At 62.4% G+C, this 19258-nt stretch carries 26 protein-coding genes; 1 reads left to right on the top strand and 25 read right to left on the bottom strand.

Annotated features, from left to right (window positions below):
* Window positions 1–673: 673 nt before the first annotated feature.
* A complete protein-coding gene (ssb, locus tag PcP3B5_RS03870; RefSeq protein ID WP_009617188.1) occupies window positions 674–1171 on the bottom strand; it encodes a single-stranded DNA-binding protein in 498 nt (165 codons plus the stop codon).
* A gap of 18 nt (window positions 1172–1189) precedes the next feature.
* Window positions 1190–2578, bottom strand: coding sequence for an MFS transporter (locus PcP3B5_RS03865; protein WP_058488427.1), 1389 nt, complete (start codon window positions 2576–2578; stop codon window positions 1190–1192).
* A 211-nt stretch (window positions 2579–2789) separates the two neighbouring features.
* Between PcP3B5_RS03865 and uvrA the strand changes: the two genes are divergently transcribed.
* A complete protein-coding gene (uvrA, locus tag PcP3B5_RS03860; RefSeq protein ID WP_009617186.1) occupies window positions 2790–5645 on the top strand; it encodes an excinuclease ABC subunit UvrA in 2856 nt (951 codons plus the stop codon).
* 303 nt (window positions 5646–5948) lie between these two features.
* Here the strand turns inward: uvrA and katG are convergent, their stop codons facing one another.
* The 23 genes from katG to rpsC form a co-directional block, all read right to left on the bottom strand.
* Window positions 5949–8093 carry a catalase/peroxidase HPI gene (katG, locus tag PcP3B5_RS03855; RefSeq protein ID WP_009617185.1) on the bottom strand — a complete coding sequence of 715 codons (2145 nt, stop codon included), beginning with the start codon at window positions 8091–8093 and terminating at the stop codon, window positions 5949–5951.
* A gap of 260 nt (window positions 8094–8353) precedes the next feature.
* A complete protein-coding gene (gene bfr, locus PcP3B5_RS03850) occupies window positions 8354–8818 on the bottom strand; it encodes a bacterioferritin (RefSeq protein ID WP_009617184.1) in 465 nt (154 codons plus the stop codon).
* Window positions 8819–9020: 202 nt separating this feature from the next.
* The gene (gene rplQ, locus PcP3B5_RS03845) at window positions 9021–9410 is read right to left on the bottom strand and encodes a 50S ribosomal protein L17 (protein ID WP_009617183.1); all 390 of its coding nucleotides are present in this window, start codon (window positions 9408–9410) and stop codon (window positions 9021–9023) included.
* 43 nt (window positions 9411–9453) lie between these two features.
* The gene (locus tag PcP3B5_RS03840; protein ID WP_009617182.1) at window positions 9454–10455 is read right to left on the bottom strand and encodes a DNA-directed RNA polymerase subunit alpha; all 1002 of its coding nucleotides are present in this window, start codon (window positions 10453–10455) and stop codon (window positions 9454–9456) included.
* Between the two features lie 22 nt (window positions 10456–10477).
* Complete coding sequence (gene rpsD / locus PcP3B5_RS03835; RefSeq protein WP_009617181.1) at window positions 10478–11098, bottom strand: 30S ribosomal protein S4; 621 nt, start codon at window positions 11096–11098, stop codon at window positions 10478–10480.
* Between the two features lie 16 nt (window positions 11099–11114).
* On the bottom strand, window positions 11115–11504 hold the full coding sequence (gene rpsK, locus PcP3B5_RS03830) for a 30S ribosomal protein S11 (RefSeq protein WP_003093689.1): 390 nt from the start codon (window positions 11502–11504) through the stop codon (window positions 11115–11117).
* 18 nt (window positions 11505–11522) lie between these two features.
* Entirely contained in the window at window positions 11523–11879 is a 357-nt protein-coding gene (rpsM, locus tag PcP3B5_RS03825; protein WP_009617178.1) for a 30S ribosomal protein S13, read from the bottom strand.
* A 130-nt stretch (window positions 11880–12009) separates the two neighbouring features.
* On the bottom strand, window positions 12010–12126 hold the full coding sequence (rpmJ, locus tag PcP3B5_RS30490; protein ID WP_002555468.1) for a 50S ribosomal protein L36: 117 nt from the start codon (window positions 12124–12126) through the stop codon (window positions 12010–12012).
* 29 nt (window positions 12127–12155) lie between these two features.
* The gene (gene secY / locus PcP3B5_RS03820) at window positions 12156–13490 is read right to left on the bottom strand and encodes a preprotein translocase subunit SecY (RefSeq protein ID WP_009617177.1); all 1335 of its coding nucleotides are present in this window, start codon (window positions 13488–13490) and stop codon (window positions 12156–12158) included.
* Window positions 13491–13925, bottom strand: a complete 435-nt coding sequence (rplO, locus tag PcP3B5_RS03815) for a 50S ribosomal protein L15 (protein ID WP_009617175.1) — start codon at window positions 13923–13925, stop codon at window positions 13491–13493.
* A 3-nt stretch (window positions 13926–13928) separates the two neighbouring features.
* Complete coding sequence (rpmD, locus tag PcP3B5_RS03810; RefSeq protein ID WP_009617174.1) at window positions 13929–14105, bottom strand: 50S ribosomal protein L30; 177 nt, start codon at window positions 14103–14105, stop codon at window positions 13929–13931.
* Window positions 14106–14107: 2 nt separating this feature from the next.
* Entirely contained in the window at window positions 14108–14608 is a 501-nt protein-coding gene (gene rpsE / locus PcP3B5_RS03805; protein ID WP_009617173.1) for a 30S ribosomal protein S5, read from the bottom strand.
* A 3-nt stretch (window positions 14609–14611) separates the two neighbouring features.
* Window positions 14612–14962, bottom strand: a complete 351-nt coding sequence (gene rplR / locus PcP3B5_RS03800; protein WP_009617172.1) for a 50S ribosomal protein L18 — start codon at window positions 14960–14962, stop codon at window positions 14612–14614.
* A gap of 10 nt (window positions 14963–14972) precedes the next feature.
* Entirely contained in the window at window positions 14973–15506 is a 534-nt protein-coding gene (rplF, locus tag PcP3B5_RS03795) for a 50S ribosomal protein L6 (RefSeq protein ID WP_009617171.1), read from the bottom strand.
* A gap of 11 nt (window positions 15507–15517) precedes the next feature.
* Window positions 15518–15910: a 30S ribosomal protein S8 gene (gene rpsH / locus PcP3B5_RS03790; RefSeq protein ID WP_009617170.1), complete on the bottom strand. Its 393-nt coding sequence runs from the start codon at window positions 15908–15910 to the stop codon at window positions 15518–15520.
* A 188-nt stretch (window positions 15911–16098) separates the two neighbouring features.
* Entirely contained in the window at window positions 16099–16404 is a 306-nt protein-coding gene (rpsN, locus tag PcP3B5_RS03785) for a 30S ribosomal protein S14 (RefSeq protein WP_009617169.1), read from the bottom strand.
* Window positions 16405–16417: 13 nt separating this feature from the next.
* Window positions 16418–16957 (bottom strand): 50S ribosomal protein L5, encoded by a 540-nt coding sequence (rplE, locus tag PcP3B5_RS03780; RefSeq protein ID WP_009617168.1) that lies wholly within the window; start codon window positions 16955–16957, stop codon window positions 16418–16420.
* A 17-nt stretch (window positions 16958–16974) separates the two neighbouring features.
* Window positions 16975–17289 carry a 50S ribosomal protein L24 gene (gene rplX, locus PcP3B5_RS03775; protein ID WP_009617167.1) on the bottom strand — a complete coding sequence of 105 codons (315 nt, stop codon included), beginning with the start codon at window positions 17287–17289 and terminating at the stop codon, window positions 16975–16977.
* 12 nt (window positions 17290–17301) lie between these two features.
* Window positions 17302–17670 carry a 50S ribosomal protein L14 gene (rplN, locus tag PcP3B5_RS03770; protein WP_003093714.1) on the bottom strand — a complete coding sequence of 123 codons (369 nt, stop codon included), beginning with the start codon at window positions 17668–17670 and terminating at the stop codon, window positions 17302–17304.
* A gap of 16 nt (window positions 17671–17686) precedes the next feature.
* On the bottom strand, window positions 17687–17953 hold the full coding sequence (gene rpsQ, locus PcP3B5_RS03765) for a 30S ribosomal protein S17 (protein WP_009617165.1): 267 nt from the start codon (window positions 17951–17953) through the stop codon (window positions 17687–17689).
* Window positions 17954–17955: 2 nt separating this feature from the next.
* The gene (gene rpmC / locus PcP3B5_RS03760; RefSeq protein WP_009617164.1) at window positions 17956–18147 is read right to left on the bottom strand and encodes a 50S ribosomal protein L29; all 192 of its coding nucleotides are present in this window, start codon (window positions 18145–18147) and stop codon (window positions 17956–17958) included.
* Window positions 18147–18560 carry a 50S ribosomal protein L16 gene (gene rplP, locus PcP3B5_RS03755; RefSeq protein ID WP_009617163.1) on the bottom strand — a complete coding sequence of 138 codons (414 nt, stop codon included), beginning with the start codon at window positions 18558–18560 and terminating at the stop codon, window positions 18147–18149. The genes rpmC and rplP overlap by 1 nt, the downstream gene beginning before the upstream one ends.
* A gap of 11 nt (window positions 18561–18571) precedes the next feature.
* On the bottom strand, window positions 18572–19258 hold the full coding sequence (rpsC, locus tag PcP3B5_RS03750; protein ID WP_009617162.1) for a 30S ribosomal protein S3: 687 nt from the start codon (window positions 19256–19258) through the stop codon (window positions 18572–18574).

Here is a 19258-nt window from a genome sequence, read left to right as displayed (position 1 = left end):
AGAGTCAGAATCACTTAATTAGCCAGCTAACGAAATAGCCGAGTCAGCAAAGGTTTTTTGCGAAAAACGTGGGGAACGCGAGGCAATTGCCGTGCCCACCGCGCCGGGGCGCTTTTCGTAGGATGGGTTGAGCCTGCGAAACCCATGCGGCGGTGGCGATGGGTATCGCTTCGCTCAACACCATCCTACGAGGTGTCGATAGCCGGACGATCCGGCGCGGATCGCGGATGAGATCCGCTCCTACGCCGCCCCACCCGTGCCATTCCCATGTAATAGCGCGCCCTGCGCGCGAAATCGCGGGCAGGGCCCGCTCCTACAATTTGCTGTGAGGCATGGAGTTTCCTCGTAGGAGCGGACCTTGTCCGCGATAGCCGGAGGTTCCGGCGCGATTCGCGGATGAGATCCGCTCCTACGCTGCCCCACCCGTACCATTCCCATGTAGGAGCGCGCCCTGCGCGCGAAATCGCGGGCAGGGCCCGCTCCTACAATTTGCTGTGAGGCATGGAGTTTCCTCGTAGGAGCGAGCTTGCTCGCGAACCGCTTCGGCACCGAATCTGTTCGCGAGCAAGCTCGCTCCTACGAAGAGCACGGCAAGACAGCCGACGCTCTGCAGGCATGAAAAAGCCCGGCATCCCCAAAGGGAATGCCGGGCTTTTTCGGACCTGTCCGACGCTTAGAACGGAATGTCGTCGTCGAAGCTGTCGTAGTCGGCGGCCGGCTGCGGAGCCGGGGCGGCCTGTTGTTGCGGCGCCGGGCGCGGGGCCTGTTGCGGGCGCTGCTGGGGTTCGCGCGGCGCGCGCGGGGCGTCGTCGCCACCGGCGCCCGGACGGCCGCCGAGCAGTTGCATGTTACCGTTGATGTCTACCACGATCTCGGTGGTGTAGCGGTCCTGACCGTCCTGGCCCTGCCACTTGCGGGTGCGCAGGCTGCCTTCGACGTAGATCTGCGAGCCCTTGCGCACGTACTCGGCGACGATCTCCGCCAGGCGGCCGAAGAACACCACGCGGTGCCATTCGGTACGTTCCTGCTGCTGGCCGGTCTGCTTGTCCTTCCAGCTCTCGCTGGTGGCCAGGGTGACGTTGGTCACCGCGTTGCCGTTGGGCAGGTAGCGGGTTTCCGGATCGCCACCGACGTTACCAACCAGAATGACTTTGTTAACCCCACGGGCCATGACGCTCTCCTAAAGGCTTCAGCACGTCGCCGGCTCGATGCCTGCCAGGCGTTCGAGGGACGTGCGATCCACTTGTTGGGAATCTACTTTGACATAAGCGGCGGCCTCTTCGGCGACCACCATCACATCGCTCACACCGGGCAATGCCTTGAAACGCTCGGCCAACGAGGCATCGCCCAGCGCCTCGTCGGACAGGGGCAGGCGGATGCTCGTTACATACGGCGGTTCGCGCATGGTAACAGCAATCGCCAGCCATATGGCAGCCAGCACGGCGCAGCCGATGAACACCCCGTCCAACCCGCCGTGCTGGAACATCCAGCCGCCCAGGATGCCGCCCACGGCGGCGCCGAGGAACTGGCTGGTGGAGTACACGCCCATCGCCGTGCCCTTGCCGCCGGCCGGCGAGACCTTGCTCACCAGAGACGGCAGCGAGGCTTCCAGCAGGTTGAACGCGGTGAAGTAGACGACGATGCCGAACAGCAGTTCCTTCAGGCTGTATCCGAATTCCCAGAAGAACAGCTCGCAGAGCATCAGGGTGGCCACCGCACCGGCCAGCACGCGCTTCATCTGGCGCTTCTTCTCGGCGTAGATGATGAACGGCACCATGCCGAAGAAGCCCACCAGCAGCGCGGTCAGGTAGACCCACCAGTGTTCTTCCTTGGGCAGCCCGGCGCGTTCCACCAGGGCCAGCGGCAGAGCCACGAAGCTGGCCATGAGGATCGCGTGCAGCACCAGGATGCCGGCGTCCAGTCGCAGCAGCTCGGCGTTCTTCAGGGTCGGCAGCAGCGCCTGGCCGGCGACGCTGGACTCACGGTGCTGCAGGCGGTGGTCCGGGGTCGGCACGAAGAACAGGATCATCAGCAGGCCGACCAGGGCCATGCCGGCGGTGAACCAGAACAGCCCGTGCAGGCCGAACAGGTGCGTCAGCACGGGGCCGGCGACCATGGCCACGGCGAAGGACACGCCGATGCTCATGCCGATGGTGGCCATGGCCTTGGTGCGGTGCTGCTCGCGGGTCAGGTCCGAGAGCATCGCCATCACCGCAGCGGAGATCGCCCCGGCGCCCTGGATCACCCGCCCGGCGATCACGCCCCAGATGCTGTCGGCGTTGGCCGCCACGGCCGCGCCGAGGGCGAACACCAGCAGGCCGACGACGATGATCGGCCGGCGGCCGATGCGGTCGGACAGGGTGCCCAGGGGAATCTGCAGGATGGCCTGGGTCAGGCCGTAGGCGCCGATGGCCAGGCCGATCAGTGCCGGGGTCGCGCCGGCCAGGTCCTGGCCGTAGGTGGCCAGGACCGGCAGGACCATGAACATGCCGAGCATGCGGAACGCGAAGACCAGGGAAAGGCCGACGGCCGCGCGGGTTTCGGTGCCACTCATGCGCTCAGTGTGGGTGTCGTGCATAAGTCCCTCAGGGGAATGACTGGAGCGGGCTGTGCTTCTTGCCCCCGCAATGGCGTGCCCATCCGTTCCCGGATGGCCGGCTGCCGCCGACGCCGAAAAATAGCCGGGCATTCTAGCAGCCCAGCCGCCCGGAGGCACAGACGCGCCACTTTGCCGCGTACTGCCGGGGAAACGTATACTCAACGGTTTTCGCCCGCCATGCGAGGCCGCTGTGGACAAGATCCTCATCCGTGGGGCACGTACCCACAACCTGAAGAACATCGACCTGACCCTGCCGCGCGACAAGCTGATCGTGATCACCGGCCTGTCCGGCTCCGGCAAGTCGTCCCTGGCCTTCGACACGCTCTACGCCGAAGGCCAGCGCCGCTACGTGGAATCCCTGTCGGCCTATGCCCGGCAGTTCCTCTCGATGATGGAAAAACCCGACGTCGACACCATCGAGGGCCTGTCGCCGGCGATTTCCATCGAGCAGAAGTCCACCTCGCACAACCCGCGCTCCACCGTGGGCACCATCACCGAGATCTACGACTACCTGCGCCTGCTCTACGCCCGCGTCGGCATCCCGCGCTGTCCGGACCACGACATCCCGCTGGAGGCGCAGACCGTCAGCCAGATGGTCGACCAGGTGCTGGCGCTGCCCGAAGGCCGCCGGCTGATGCTGCTGGCCCCGGTGATCCGCGAGCGCAAGGGCGAGCACCTGGCGGTGTTCGACGAAATGCGTGCCCAGGGCTTCGTCCGCGCGCGGGTCGACGGCAAGCTCTACGAGCTGGACGAGCTGCCCAAGCTGGACAAGAAGCAGAAGCACTCCATCGACGTGGTGGTGGACCGCTTCAAGGTCCGCGGCGACCTGCAGCAGCGCCTGGCGGAATCCTTCGAGACGGCCATCAACCTGGCCGACGGCATCGCCCTGGTAGCACCCCTTCCCGACGAAGATGACAAAAAGCAGGGCGAAGAAGGCGAGGAGATGATCTTCTCCGCGCGCTTCGCCTGCCCGGTGTGCGGCCACTCCATCAGCGAGCTGGAACCCAAGCTGTTCTCCTTCAACAACCCCGCCGGCGCCTGCCCCACCTGCGACGGCCTGGGCGTGAAGCAGTTCTTCGACGCGCGCCGGGTGGTCAACGGCGAGCTGACCCTGGCCGAGGGCGCCATCCGTGGCTGGGACAGGCGCAACGTCTATTACTTCCAGATGCTCGGCTCGCTGGCCGCGCATTTCGGCTTCAGCCTGGAGGTGCCCTTCCAGGAACTCTCGCCCGAGCACCAGAAGTTCATCCTCGGCGGCTCGGGACGCGAGAACGTCGAGTTCCGCTACCTCAACGACCGCGGCGACATCGTCAAGCGCGCGCACCCCTTCGAGGGCATCCTGCCGAATCTGGAGCGCCGCTACCGCGAGACCGAGTCCATGACCGTGCGCGAGGAGCTGGCCAAGTTCCTCAGCACCCAGCCCTGCCCGGACTGCCACGGCACCCGCCTGCGCCGCGAGGCGCGCCACGTCTGGGTGGGCGACAAGACGCTGCCGGCGGTCACCGCGATGCCGGTGGGCGAGGCCAGCGAATACGCCGCCGGCCTGACCCTGACCGGCCGCCGCGGCGAGATCGCGGCGAAGATTCTCAAGGAAATCCGCGAGCGCCTGCAGTTCCTGGTCAACGTCGGCCTCGACTACCTGACCCTCGACCGCAGCGCCGACACCCTGTCCGGCGGCGAGGCCCAGCGCATCCGCCTGGCCAGCCAGATCGGCGCGGGCCTGGTGGGGGTGATGTACATCCTCGACGAGCCCTCCATCGGCCTGCACCAGCGCGACAACGAACGCCTGCTGGCCACCCTCACCCACCTGCGCAACCTGGGCAACACGGTGATAGTGGTGGAGCACGACGAGGACGCCATCCGCCTCGCCGACTACGTGGTCGACATCGGCCCCGGCGCCGGCGTGCATGGCGGGCAGATCGTCGCCGAAGGCACGCCCGAGCAGGTCATGAGCCACCCGGACTCGGTGACCGGCAAGTACCTCTCCGGCCGCCAGAAGATCGTGGTGCCGGCGCAGCGCACGCCGCGCAACAAGAAGCAGTTGCTCAAGCTCAAGGGCGCGCGCGGCAACAACCTGCGCAACGTCAACCTGGAGCTCCCGGTCGGCCTGTTCACCTGCGTCACCGGCGTGTCCGGCTCGGGCAAGTCGACGCTGATCAACAACACCCTGTTCCCGATCACCGCCACCGCGCTGAACGGCGCCACCAGCCTGGAAGTCGCGCCCTACGACTCCTTCGACGGCCTGCAGCACCTGGACAAGGTCGTGGACATCGACCAGAGCCCGATCGGTCGCACGCCACGCTCCAACCCGGCGACCTACACCGGCCTGTTCACCCCGATCCGCGAGCTGTTCGCCGGGGTGCCGGAAGCCCGCTCCCGTGGCTACGGCCCGGGGCGCTTCTCGTTCAACGTCAAGGGCGGCCGCTGCGAGGCCTGCCAGGGCGACGGCGTGATCAAGGTGGAGATGCACTTCCTGCCGGATATCTACGTGCCCTGCGACGTCTGCAAGGGCAAGCGCTACAACCGCGAGACGCTGGAGATCCGCTACAAGGGCAAGAGCATCACCGAGGTGCTGGACATGACCATCGAGGACGCCCGCGCGTTCTTCGACGCCGTGCCGGCCATCGCCCGCAAGCTGCAGACGCTGATCGACGTGGGCCTGTCGTACATCAAGCTGGGGCAGAGCGCGACCACCCTGTCCGGCGGCGAGGCGCAGCGGGTGAAGCTGTCCCGCGAGCTATCCAAGCGCGACACCGGCAAGACCCTGTACATCCTCGACGAACCGACCACCGGCCTGCACTTCGCGGACATCCAGCAACTGCTCGACGTGCTGCACCGCCTGCGCGACCACGGCAACACGGTGGTGGTGATCGAGCACAACCTGGACGTGATCAAGACCGCCGACTGGCTGGTCGACCTCGGCCCCGAGGGCGGCTCCAAGGGCGGCCAGATCATCGCCAGCGGCACGCCGGAGCAGGTGGCGGAGATGGAAGCGTCGCACACCGGGCGCTTCCTCAAGCCACTGCTGGAGCGCGATCGGGCCTGACTGCTGAAAGGGGCTGTCCGTGCCCCCGGGCGTCCGGGGGGCCAGTGAGTCCACATGGCAATGTCATAGCCTGGGCGGCGTAGGAGCGAGCGTAGCTTTTCGTAGGATGGCGTTGAGCGAAGCGATACCCATCACCGATGGCCGCATGGGTTTCGCAAGCTCAACCCATCCTACGAAAAGCACCTCGAAGCAGCCGGCAACCCACATGAAAATGCCGCTTCCCCGTAAAAGGGAAACGGCATTTTCTTTCAAGTGGCCACTGCTACCGCCAAAGCGGCGCCTTTTCTTCCCAGCCCAAGAACATCAGGCCAGATCGAAGCGGTCCAGGTTCATCACCTTGGTCCAGGCGGCGACGAAGTCCTTCACGAACTTCTCCTTGGCATCGCTGCTGGCGTAGACCTCGGCCAGCGCACGCAGCACCGAGTGCGAACCAAAGATCAGGTCGGCACGGGTAGCGGTCCACTTCAGCTCGCCGCCCTTGCGGGCCCGGCCCTCGAAGACCTCCGCGGAGCCGTCCACCGGCGCCCAGACGGTCCCCATGTCCAGCAGGTTGACGAAGAAGTCGTTGCTGAGCACGCCGGGCCGGTCGGTGAACACGCCATGGGCGCTACCGTCGTAGTTGGCCCCCAGCATGCGCAGGCCGCCGACGAGCACGGTCATTTCCGGAGCGGTCAGGGTCAGCAACTGGGCCTTGTCGACCAGCAGTGCCTCGGTGGACGCGCCGGGATTGGCGCTCTTGTAGTTGCGGAAGCCATCGGCGATGGGTTCGAGCACCTCGAAGGACTCGACGTCGGTCTGGTCCTGGCGGGCATCCGCGCGGCCCGGAGCGAAGGGCACCTCGATGTTCACGCCGGCAGCCTTGGCGGCCTGCTCGACACCCACGTTACCGGCCAGCACGATCACGTCGGCCAGCGAGGCCTTGCCGGAGAACCGCTGGATCTCGTCGAGCTTGGCCAATACCTTGGCGAGCTGCTGCGGATTGTTGACCTCCCAATCCTTCTGCGGCGCCAGGCGAATGCGCGCGCCATTGGCACCGCCGCGCTTGTCGCCACCGCGGAAGGTGGAGGCCGAGGCCCAGGCGGTGGACACCAGCTCGGCGATCGACAGGCCGGACTCGGCGATCTTCGCCTTCAGGTCGGCGATGTCCGCGGCGCTCGGGTTGTGCGTGGCCGGCGGCAGCGGGTCCTGCCAGATCAGGTCTTCCTTCGGTACTTCCGGGCCGAGGTAGCGGGCCTTCGGCCCCATGTCGCGGTGGGTCAGCTTGAACCAGGCGCGGGCGAACGCATCGGCGAAGGCCTGCGGGTCATCGAGGAAGCGCTTGGAGATTTTCCCGAATTCCGGGTCGAAGCGCAGCGTCAGGTCGGTGGTGAGCATGGTGGGCTTGCGCTTCTTCGACGGATCGAAGGGATCAGGAATGATCTCCGGCGCATCCTTGGCGACCCACTGGATGGCCCCGGCGGGCGAGCGGGTCTGTTCCCATTCGTACTTGAACAGGTTCTCGAAGAAGAAGTTGCTCCACTGGGTGGGCGTTTGCGTCCATACCACCTCGATGCCGGAGGTGATGGCGTCGGCGCCGACGCCGGAGCCATAGCTGCTGGCCCAGCCCAGGCCCTGCTGCTCGAGGGGGGCGTCTTCCGGGGGAGCGCCGACGTGGTCCGCCGAGCCGGCACCGTGGGTCTTGCCGAGGGTATGGCCACCGGCGATCAGGGCAACGATCTCTTCGTCGTTCATCGCCATATTGCCGAAGGTCGCACGGATGGCGGGCGCGGCCGACAACGGGTCACCGCTGGCATTGGGGCCTTCGGGGTTCACATAGATCAGACCCATCTCGGTGGCCGCCAGGGGGTTCTTGGCCAGGGCCTCGGGGTCGCGGTGGACGAGCCAGGTCTTCTCGTCGCCCCAGTTGACGTCGTTGTCCGGCTCCCATACGTCTTCGCGGCCGGCGCCGAAGCCGAAGGTACGGAACCCCATGCTTTCCAGAGCCACGTTGCCGGCGAGCACCATCAGGTCGCCCCAGGAGATCTTCTGGCCGTATTTCTGCTTGATCGGCCACAGCAGGCGCCGCGCCTTGTCCAGGCTGACGTTGTCCGGCCAGGAGTTCAGCGGGGCGAAGCGCTGTTGGGCGCGGCCCACGCCGCCGCGGCCATCGGCGATACGGTAGGTCCCGGCGGCGTGCCAGGCCATGCGGATCATCAGGCCACCGTAGTGGCCCCAGTCGGCCGGCCACCATTCCTGGGAGTCGGTCATCATGTGCTTCAGGTCGGCCTTCAGGGCCGAGTAGTCGAGTTTCTTGAACTCGTCGCGGTAGTTGAACTTCTCACCCAACGGGTTGGATCTTTCCGAATGCTGGTTCAGTAGGTCCAACTTCAGTTGATTCGGCCACCAGTCCTCGTTGGTAGTACCGCCACCAGCAACATAATGGAACGGGCATTTCGATTCATTCGACATTGCTTTCTCCTTTGTCCTCATCGGGTCGGTCTGGTCGACAGCTGCCGACGGTGGATTAAGACTAGTACCGCTCCGCTGGGGGGACCAATTTATGAAAAGCAACGGCACGATAGTTTTTGTCTCTTAGCAGAACCGTGCGCGATAGCCTCCCGAACAACGGAAATACAGCACCGGAATCCTCCCCCTGGCGCGCCTGGTGGAAACAAAAAAGCCCCTGCGACCGATAGGCGCGAGGGGCTTCTTTCATTGCAGACGAAACCTCATATCTGCGACTGCAGGTAGTTCTCCAGGCCCATCTTGGCGATCAGCCCGAGTTGCTGCTCCAGCCAGTAGGCGTGGTCTTCCTCGGTGTCGGCCAACTGGACCTTGAGCATGTCGCGGCTGACGAAGTCCTTGTGCTGTTCGCACAGCGCGATGCCCTTGGCCAGGGCAGCACGCACCTGGCGCTCCAGCTTGAGGTCGGCTTCGAGCATTTCCGGCACGGTACGGCCCGGGTGGATATCGTCGGGACGCATGCGCGGCGTGCCCTCCAGCAACAGGATGCGGCGGATCAGGGCGTCGGCGTGCTGGGTTTCCTCTTCCATCTCGTGGTTGAGGCGCTCGTAGAGCTTGGCGAAGCCCCAGTCCTCGTACATGCGCGAGTGGATGAAGTACTGGTCGCGCGCGGCCAGCTCGCCGGTCAGCAGGGTATTGAGGTAGTCGATTACTTCAGCATGGCCTTGCATCAGTCAGCTCCATGAGTCCGGTGAATAATTGAAGAGAATTTGGTCCTCGACGACCATGACCCGCATCAATTCGAGGATAGTCCCGCCGGCGCGAGAGTGCCTTGCAAGACGCGCGGATCCTGGGCCGAAGGGAACGAGATACATTTCCAGCGGGCAATAAAAAACCGGGCCTGAGCCCGGTTTTTCATGAGTGGCGTTCGCCTTACTCAGCAGCTTCGACCGCTTCGCCGCCGACAGCACGATCAACCAGCTCGACGTACGCCATGGGGGCGTTGTCGCCAGCGCGGAAACCGCACTTGAGGATGCGCAGGTAGCCGCCCGGACGGTTGGCGTAGCGCTTGCCCAGCTCGTTAAACAGCTTGCCTACGGCAGCCTTCGAACGGGTACGGTCGAAAGCCAGACGACGGTTGGCGACGCTGTCTTCCTTGGCCAGGGTGATCAGCGGCTCGGCAACGCGACGCAGTTCCTTGGCCTTGGGCAGGGTGGTTTTGATCAGTTCGTGTTCGAACAGCGACACAGCCATGTTCTGGAACATAGCCTTGCGGTGCGCGCTGGTGCGGCTCAGGTGACGACCACTTTTACGATGGCGCATGGTTCAATTCCTTTCCAAACTTTACGTTCGGTAGCTACGACGATCAGGCAGTAGCCTTGTCGTCTTTCTTAAGACTTGCCGGCGGCCAGTTGTCGAGGCGCATACCGAGGGACAGACCGCGAGAGGCCAGAACGTCCTTGATTTCGGTCAGGGACTTCTTGCCCAGGTTCGGAGTTTTCAGCAGCTCTACTTCGGTGCGCTGGATCAGGTCACCGATGTAGTAGATGTTCTCCGCCTTCAGGCAGTTGGCCGAACGAACGGTCAGCTCCAGGTCATCGACCGGACGCAGCAGGATCGGATCGATCTCGTCTTCCTGCTCTTCAACGACGGGTTCGCTGTCGCCCTTGAGGTCCACGAACGCTGCCAGCTGCTGTTGCAGGATGGTAGCGGCGCGACGGATAGCCTCTTCGGGGTCCAGGGTGCCGTTGGTTTCCAGATCGAGGACCAGCTTGTCCAGGTTGGTACGCTGTTCGACACGGGCGTTCTCGACCACGTAGGCAACACGACGCACGGGGCTGAACGAGGCGTCGAGCTGCAGACGGCCGATGCTGCGGCTTTCGTCTTCATCGCTCGAGCGGGCATCAGCCGGCTCGTAGCCACGGCCACGAGCGACTTTCAGCTTCATGTTCAGCGCGCCGTTATCGGCCAGGTGGGCGATAACATGGTCACCGTTGACGATCTCGACATCATGATCCAGCTGAATATCGGCAGCGGTCACCACACCCGAGCCCTTTTTCGCCAGGGTCAGCGTCACTTCGTCACGGCCGTGCAGCTTGATGGCCAGACCTTTCAGGTTGAGCAGGATTTCGATGACGTCTTCCTGAACACCTTCGATCGCCGAGTACTCGTGGAGTACGCCGTCGATCTCGGCCTCGACCACTGCACAGCCAGGCATGGAGGACAACAGGATGCGACGCAGCGCGTTGCCCAGGGTATGGCCGAAGCCACGCTCGAGAGGCTCGAGCGTGATCTTGGCGCGGGTTTGGCTGACCACCTGCACATCGATGTGGCGGGGGGTCAGGAACTCATTTACCGAACTCTGCATGGATGCACCTATTTTCTAGCCCTTACTTGGAGTAGAGCTCGACAATCAGGTTTTCGTTGATGTCGGCGGACAGGTCGGCACGAGCCGGAACGCTCTTGAAGGTACCGGCCTTCTTGTCGGTGTCCACTTCGACCCACTCAACGCGACCGCGCTGGGCGCACAGTTCGAGGGCTTGAGCGATACGCAGCTGGTTCTTCGATTTCTCGCGAACAGCAACGACGTCGCCGGCCTTCACCTGATAGGACGGGATGTTGACGGTCTGACCGTTCACGCTGATGGTCTTGTGGGACACCAGCTGACGGGATTCCGAACGGGTGGAACCGAAGCCCATACGATAGACGACGTTGTCCAGACGGCATTCCAGCAGTTGCAGCAGGTTCTCACCAGTGGAGCCCTTGCGGCGGGAAGCCTCTTGGTAGTAGCCACGGAACTGACGCTCCAGCACGCCGTAGATGCGGCGGACTTTCTGCTTCTCACGCAGCTGCAGACCGTAGTCGGACAGACGGCCACGGCGAGCGCCGTGCTGGCCAGGAACCTGTTCGGCCTTGCACTTGGAGTCGAGCGCGCGAGCGCCGCTCTTCAGGAACAGGTCGGTGCCTTCACGGCGAGACAGTTTGCATTTGGGACCAATGTAACGAGCCATTTCTCACTGTCTCCTATTACACGCGACGCTTTTTCGGCGGGCGGCAGCCGTTGTGCGGGATCGGGGTTACGTCGGTGATGCTGGCGATCTTGTAACCGCAGGCATTCAGCGCACGAACAGCCGATTCGCGACCCGGGCCCGGGCCTTTGACGTTGACGTCAAGGTTCTTCAGACCGTATTCCAGAGCAGCCTGGCCGGCACGCTCGGCCGCTACCTGGGCAGCGAACGGGGTGCTCTTACGCGAGCCGCGGAAGCCCGAACCACCGGAAGTGGCCCAGGACAGGGCGTTGCCCTGACGGTCGGTGATGGTAACGATGGTGTTGTTGAAGGACGCGTGGATATGCGCGATCCCGTCAACCACCGTCTTTTTGACTTTCTTGCGAGGACGAGCAGCAGGTTTTGCCATGACTATATTCCTAAGCGATTACTTGCGGATCGGCTTACGCGGGCCCTTGCGGGTGCGCGCGTTGGTCTTGGTACGCTGACCGCGAACCGGCAGACCGCGACGATGACGCAGACCGCGGTAGCAACCGAGGTCCATCAGACGCTTGATGTTCATGTTGATTTCGCGGCGCAGGTCACCTTCGGTGGTCAGCTTGGCCACCTCGTTGCGCAGCGAATCGATCTGCTCTTCGCTCAGGTCCTTGATCTTCACTACCGGGCTGATGCCCGTGGCAGCGCAGATGCTCTGTGCGGTGGTGCGACCTACACCATAGATGTAGGTCAGCGAGATAACAGTGTGCTTGTTATCCGGAATGTTTACGCCTGCAATACGGGCCATTCAGAAAAACTCCAATTGACAGCTACCCGGCGCCCAGGAAGCCAAGAAAGGGCGCGGATATTAGCGCTGTAATAACAAATAATCAACCCGGCAGCGCACTAGCTGCCGGGCTATAACGCGTGGATCACACTCAGCCTTGGCGCTGCTTGTGACGCGGCTCCGCGCTGCAGATCACGCGAACGACGCCTTCGCGACGGATGATCTTGCAGTTGCGGCACAGCTTCTTAACCGATGCACGAACTTTCATCAGTGACTCCTACTAACCTTACGGGCCGGTCAGCGCAGCATGCTGCTGCCGCCATAACCCTTCAGGTTGGCTTTCTTCATGAGGGATTCGTACTGGTGAGAAACGAGGTGCGATTGTACTTGGGCCATAAAGTCCATCACAACCACGACCACGATCAGCAACGAGGTCCCGCCGAGGTAGAACGGAACGTGGGCAGCCACCACCAGGAACTGGGGCAACAGGCACACCGCCGTCATGTACAGGGCACCGAACATGGTCAAACGGGTCAGCACGCCATCGATGTAGCGAGCGGACTGTTCGCCCGGACGAATACCCGGAATAAATGCACCGGACTTCTTGAGGTTTTCCGCCACGTCCTTGGGATTGAACATCAGCGCTGTGTAGAAGAAGCAGAAGAAGATGATCCCTGCACTAAACAGCAGAATGTTCAGCGGCTGCCCCGGAGCGATCGCTTGCGCGACGTCCTGCAGCCAACCCAGGCCCTCCGACTGACCGAACCAGGCGCCCAGGGACGCCGGGAACAGCAGGATGCTGCTGGCGAAGATGGCCGGGATCACGCCCGCCATGTTCACTTTCAGCGGCAGATGGCTGGTCTGCGCGGCAAACACCTTGCGACCTTGCTGGCGCTTGGCGTAATGCACGGCGATGCGGCGCTGACCGCGCTCGATGAACACCACGAACGCGATGATCGCGACGGCCAGCAGGCCTACGGCGATCAGGGCGAAGATGTTGATGTCACCTTGACGGGCGGACTCGAAGGACTGCCCGATGGCGCGCGGCAGGCCGGCGACGATCCCGGAGAAGATCAGCATGGAGATACCATTGCCGACGCCCCGCTCGGTGATCTGCTCGCCCAGCCACATCATGAACAGCGCACCCGCCACGAAGGTGGTGACTGCCACGAAGTAGAAGCCGAAGTCATTGGAGAAGGCCACGCCCTGGCTGCCCAGGCCAACGGCCATGCCGATGGCCTGGACGAGCGCCAGGACGAGCGTTGCGTAGCGGGTGTACTGGCTGATCTTGCGACGCCCAGACTCACCCTCTTTCTTCAACTGCTCCAGCTGCGGGCTGATAGCGGTCATGAGCTGCATGATGATCGACGCCGAGATGTACGGCATGATCCCCAGTGCAAAGATACTCATGCGCTCCAGCGCGCCGCCGGAAAACATGTTGAAGAGGCTAAGAATGGTCCCCTCGTTCTGCCGGAACAGTGCCGCCAAGCGATCGGGGTTGATGCCCGGAACCGGGATGTGCGCACCTATCCGATAGACGATGATCGCCAGGAACAGGAAACGCAGACGTGCCCAGAGCTCGGACAGACCGCCACCGTTGCTCAGCGCAGAGAGAGCACCTTGCTTAGCCATTTAGTCCTCGATTTTGCCGCCAGCTGCTTCGATAGCCGCACGAGCGCCCTTGGTGGCGCCGATGCCTTTCAGGGTGACCGCGCGGGCAACTTCACCGGACAGCACGACTTTGACGCGCTGTACGTTGCGGTTGATCACGTTGGCATCCTTCAGGGCCTGCACGGTGACGACTTCGCCTTCGACCTTGGCCAGCTCGGAGGTACGAACCTCGGCGCGATCCAGGGCTTTCAGGGACTTGAAGCCGAACTTCGGCAGACGACGGTGCAGCGGCTGCTGGCCACCCTCGAAGCCCGGGGCGATGGTGCCGCCGGAGCGCGAGGTCTGACCTTTGTGACCACGGCCACCGGTCTTGCCCAGACCGCTACCGATGCCACGGCCCGGACGCAGCTTCTCGCGACGGGCACCCGGCGCGGAACGCAGATCGTTCAGTTGCATGGATTAACCCTCCACACGCAGCAGGTAGTAGGCCTTGTTGATCATGCCGCGGTTCTCAGGAGTGTCCTGAACTTCGACGGTATGATTGATGCGACGCAGGCCCAGGCCTTTGACGCAGGCCTTGTGATTGGCCAGACGGCCGTTCAGGCTTTTGATCAGGGTAACTTTGACAGTTGCCATGGTTAGAGAATCTCCTCGACGCTCTTGCCACGCTTGGCCGCTACCGACTCAGGGGACTGCATGTTCTTCAGGCCCTTGAAGGTGGCGTATACCACGTTGACCGGGTTGGTCGAACCGTAGCACTTGGCCAGAACGTTCTGCACACCGGCCACTTCCAGGACGGCACGCATGGCGCCGCCGGCGATGATGCCGGTACCTTCGGAAGCCGGCTGCATGTACACCTTGGAGGCGCCATGGGCGGACTTGGTCGGGTACTGCAGGGTGGTGCCGTTCAGATCCACCTGGATCATGTTGCGGCGAGCAGCTTCCATGGCCTTCTGGATGGCGGCCGGCACTTCACGCGCCTTGCCACGACCGAAGCCAACACGGCCCTTGCCATCGCCAACCACGGTCAGCGCGGTGAAGGCGAAGATACGGCCACCTTTTACGGTTTTGGCGACGCGGTTAACTTGAACCAGCTTCTCGATGTAGCCTTCGTCGCGCTTTTGATCGTTGTTTGCCATAACTTAGAACTCCAGACCGCCTTCGCGAGCGGCATCAGCCAGGGCCTTGATGCGGCCGTGGTACTTGAAGCCAGAACGGTCGAACGCCACCTGAGTGACGCCGGCAGCCTTGGCGCGTTCGGCGACCAGTTGACCAACTTTCTTGGCTGCGTCGACGTTGCCGGTGGCACCTTCGCGCAGTTCCTTGTCCAGGGTCGAGGCGCTGGCCAGGACCTTGCCGCCGTCGGCCGCGATGACCTGGGCGTAAATGTGCTGGGAGGAGCGGTACACGCAAAGGCGTACGGCTTCCAGCTCGCGCATCTTCAGGCGTGCCTTGCGAGCGCGACGCAGACGGGTTTCTTTCTTGACGCTCATTTGCTATGCCCTACTTCTTCTTGGCTTCTTTACGAAGTACGACTTCGTCCGAATACCGCACGCCCTTGCCTTTGTACGGCTCCGGCGGACGGAAATCGCGGATCTCCGCGGCAACCTGGCCGACCAGCTGCTTGTCGATGCCCTTGATCAGGATATCGGTCTGGCTGGGGGTTTCGGCGACGATGCCGGCGGGCAGTTCGTAATCGACCGGGTGGGAGAAGCCGAGGGCCAGGGACAGCACTTGGCCTTTGGCCTGCGCCTTGTAACCAACGCCGACCAGCTGGAGCTTGCGCTCGAAGCCCTGGCTGACGCCGATCACCATGTTGTTGACCAGGGCGCGGGTGGTACCGGCCATGGCACGGGTCTGCTGGTCGCCGTTACGGGCGGCGAAACGCAGCTCACCGTTGTCCTGGATGACTTCTACGGACGGGTGGACTTTCAGCTCGAGGGAGCCTTTGGAGCCCTTGACCGAGAGTTCCTGACCAGCCAGCTTGATTTCGACGCCGGCGGGCAGCTTGACGGGGTTCTTAGCAACGCGAGACATGCTGATTCCCCTTAGAACACAGTGCAGAGCACTTCGCCACCAACGCCAGCGGCACGGGCTGCGCGGTCGGTCATCACACCTTTGTTGGTGGAGACGATCGACACACCCAGACCACCGCGAACTTTCGGCAGCTGATCTACGGACTTGTACTGGCGCAGGCCAGGACGGCTGATTCGCTTCACTTCTTCGATGACGGGCTTGCCTTCGAAGTACTTCAGCTCGATGGACAGCTGAGGCTTGGCCTCGGCGCTGACCTGATAGTCCGCAATGTAACCTTCGTCCTTGAGGACTTTGGCTACTGCCGCCTTCAGCTTGGAAGACGGCATGCTCACGACGGTCTTCTCAGCCATCTGGGCATTACGGATGCGAGTTAGCATGTCTGCTAACGGGTCCTGCATACTCATGGGCTTAATGCTCCTGATACAAAAGATAAGCCTTCAACGATACTCACCCTCAAAACGCAGGGTGAGAAAAACCCAGGCTCAGGGGAGCCGGGTATTCTAGAGACCGCTCAAAAACGAATCAAGCCCCACGAGGGGGCTTGCTTCGCAAAGCGATCAACGGAGCCGTTGCCGGCCCCGTCTCGACCGACTTACCAGCTGGCTTTCACCAGGCCCGGTACGTCGCCGCGCATGGCGGCTTCACGCAGCTTGTTACGGCTCAGGCCGAACTTGCGGTAGAAGCCGTGCGGACGACCGGTCAGGCGGCAACGGTTACGCAGGCGGCTGGCGCTCGCGTCACGCGGTTGCTTCTGCAGGGCGACCTGCGCATTCCAACGCTCTTCCTGGGAGGAGTTCGGATTAGCGATGATCGCTTTCAGCTCGGCACGCTTCTGGGCGTACTTGGCTACCGTGCGCTGACGCTTCAGCTCACGGTTTTTCATGCTCTCTTTGGCCATGTTCCTACTCCAATCAGTTGCGGAACGGGAAGTTGAAGGCGCGCAGCAGAGCGCGACCTTCATCGTCCGTACGGGCGGTGGTGGTCAGAGTGATGTCCATGCCGCGCAGAGCATCGATCTTGTCGTAATCGATTTCCGGGAAGATGATCTGCTCTTTCACGCCCATGCTGTAGTTGCCGCGGCCATCGAAGGACTTGGCATTCAGGCCGCGGAAGTCACGCACGCGCGGCAGGGAGATGGAGAGCAGGCGGTCCAGGAATTCGTACATGCGGTCGCCACGCAGGGTGACCTTCACGCCGATCGGCCAGCCTTCACGGATCTTGAAGCCGGCGATGGACTTACGAGCGTAAGTCACGACCGGCTTCTGGCCTGCGATCTTTTCCAGATCGGCCACGGCGCTCTCGATGACTTTCTTGTCACCGACAGCTTCGCCAAGACCCATGTTCAGGGTGATTTTGGTAACGCGCGGAACTTCCATCACGTTCGCCAGCTGAAGCTCTTGCTTCAGCTTGGGCGCGATTTCCTTCCGGTACAGTTCTTTCAATCGTGCCATGGTATCTACCTACTCCCTCAAGCCTGGACCGGTTTCTGGGTCGACTTGAAGACACGAACCTTCTTACCGTCTTCTACCTTGAAGCCAACGCGGTCAGCCTTGCTGGTTTCCGGGTTGAAGATGGCGACGTTGGAGACGTGCAGAGGCGCCTCCTTCTCGACGATCCCGCCTTGCTGGTTGAGCATGGGGTTGGGCTTGGTGTGGCGCTTGATCAGGTTCACACCGCCGACGACCAGACGGTCGTCAGCGAGAACTTTCAGCACCTTGCCACGCTTGCCCTTGTCCTTGCCGGCAATGACGATGACTTCGTCGTCACGACGAATTTTTTGCATGACGGCTACTCCTTACAGCACTTCAGGGGCGAGCGAGACGATCTTCATGAACTTCTCGGTACGAAGTTCACGAGTCACGGGCCCGAAGATACGGGTGCCGATCGGCTCCTGCTTGTTGTTCAGCAGGACGGCGGCGTTACCGTCGAAGCGGATGATGGAGCCGTCGGTGCGACGAACGCCGTGCTTGGTACGAACGACCACGGCAGTCATGACCTGGCCTTTCTTCACCTTGCCGCGCGGAATCGCTTCCTTGACGGTGACTTTGATGATGTCGCCAATGCCGGCGTAGCGACGGTGGGAACCGCCGAGCACCTTGATGCACATTACGCGACGCGCGCCGCTGTTATCAGCGACATCGAGCATGGATTGAGTCTGAATCATTATCTATCTCCGACCCTTAGACTTCCACTGCGCGCTCGACGATATCAACCAGGGTCCAGGCCTTGGTCTTGGCCAGCGGACGGGTTTCGCGAATGGTGACCAGGTCACCAATGCGGCACTGATTGGTTTCGTCGTGGGCGTGCAGCTTGGTCGAACGCTTCACGTATTTGCCGTAGATCGGGTGCTTGACGCGACGCTCGATCAGAACGGTGACGGTCTTGTCCATCTTGTCGCTGACGACGCGGCCGGTCAGCGTACGGACGGTTTTCTGAGCTTCAGCCATGTTCACTTACCTGCTTGCTGATTGAGCACAGTTTTGACGCGAGCGATGTCGCGCTTCACCTGCGAGAGCAGGTGGGACTGCGCCAACTGGCCAGTTGCTTTCTGCATACGCAGATTGAACTGGTCGCGCAGCAGGCCGAGCAGTTGCTCGTTCAGCTGCTCCACGGATTTCTCACGAAGTTCATTCGCTTTCATCACATCACCGTCCGCTTAACAAAGGAGGTGGCGAGCGGCAGCTTTGCAGCAGCCAGGGCGAATGCCTCACGCGCCAGCTCTTCGGATACACCCTCGATCTCGTACAGGACCTTGCCCGGTTGAATCTGGGCTACCCAGTACTCGACGCCGCCCTTACCTTTACCCATACGAACTTCGAGGGGCTTCTTGGTAACCGGCTTGTCGGGGAATACGCGGATCCAGATCTTGCCGCCACGTTTTACGTGACGGGTCAGCGCACGACGTGCGGACTCGATCTGACGCGCGGTGAGACGGCCACGGCTGGTCGCCTTGAGGGCGAACTCGCCGAAGCTGACTTTGCTACCGCGATGAGCCAGGCCACGGTTGTGACCGGTCATTTGCTTGCGGAACTTCGTACGCTTAGGTTGCAGCATTTGCGTACTCCTTACTTAGCAGCTTTTTTACGAGGAGCGGGCGCTACCGGCTTGAGCTCTTCCTGGCGGCCACCGATGACCTCGCCTTTGAAGATCCAAACCTTGACACCGATCACACCGTAGGTGGTGTGCGCTTCGTAGGTGGCATAGTCGATATCGGCACGCAGGGTGTGCAGGGGCACACGACCTTCGCGATACCATTCGGTACGAGCAATTTCAGCGCCGCCCAAACGACCGCTCACCTGGATCTTGATGCCCTTGGCACCAATACGCATGGCGTTCTGCACGGCGCGCTTCATGGCGCGACGGAACATGACGCGGCGTTCCAGCTGCTGAGCTACGCTCTGCGCAACCAGCATGCTATCGAGTTCCGGCTTGCGGATTTCCTCGATGTTGATGTGCACGGGCACACCCATTTGCTTGGTCAGGTCCTGACGCAGCTTCTCAACATCTTCACCTTTCTTGCCGATCACGATACCGGGACGGGCGGTGTGGATGGTGATACGTGCGGTTTGAGCCGGGCGATGGATATCGATACGGCTTACGGACGCGCTTTTTAGTTTGTCTTGGAGGTACTCACGGACCTTCAGGTCGGCGAACAGATAATCGGCGTAAGTGCGCTTATCTGCGTACCAAACGGAGGTGTGCTCCTTGACGATACCCAGGCGGATGCCATTGGGATGTACTTTCTGACCCAT

Origin of the sequence: Pseudomonas citronellolis, assembly GCF_001586155.1 — a bacterium.
GTDB classification, from domain to species: Bacteria; Pseudomonadota; Gammaproteobacteria; order Pseudomonadales; family Pseudomonadaceae; genus Pseudomonas; species Pseudomonas citronellolis.
Note: the sequence above shows the minus strand (reverse complement) of the source record. Positions and strands in the feature narration are given on the sequence as shown.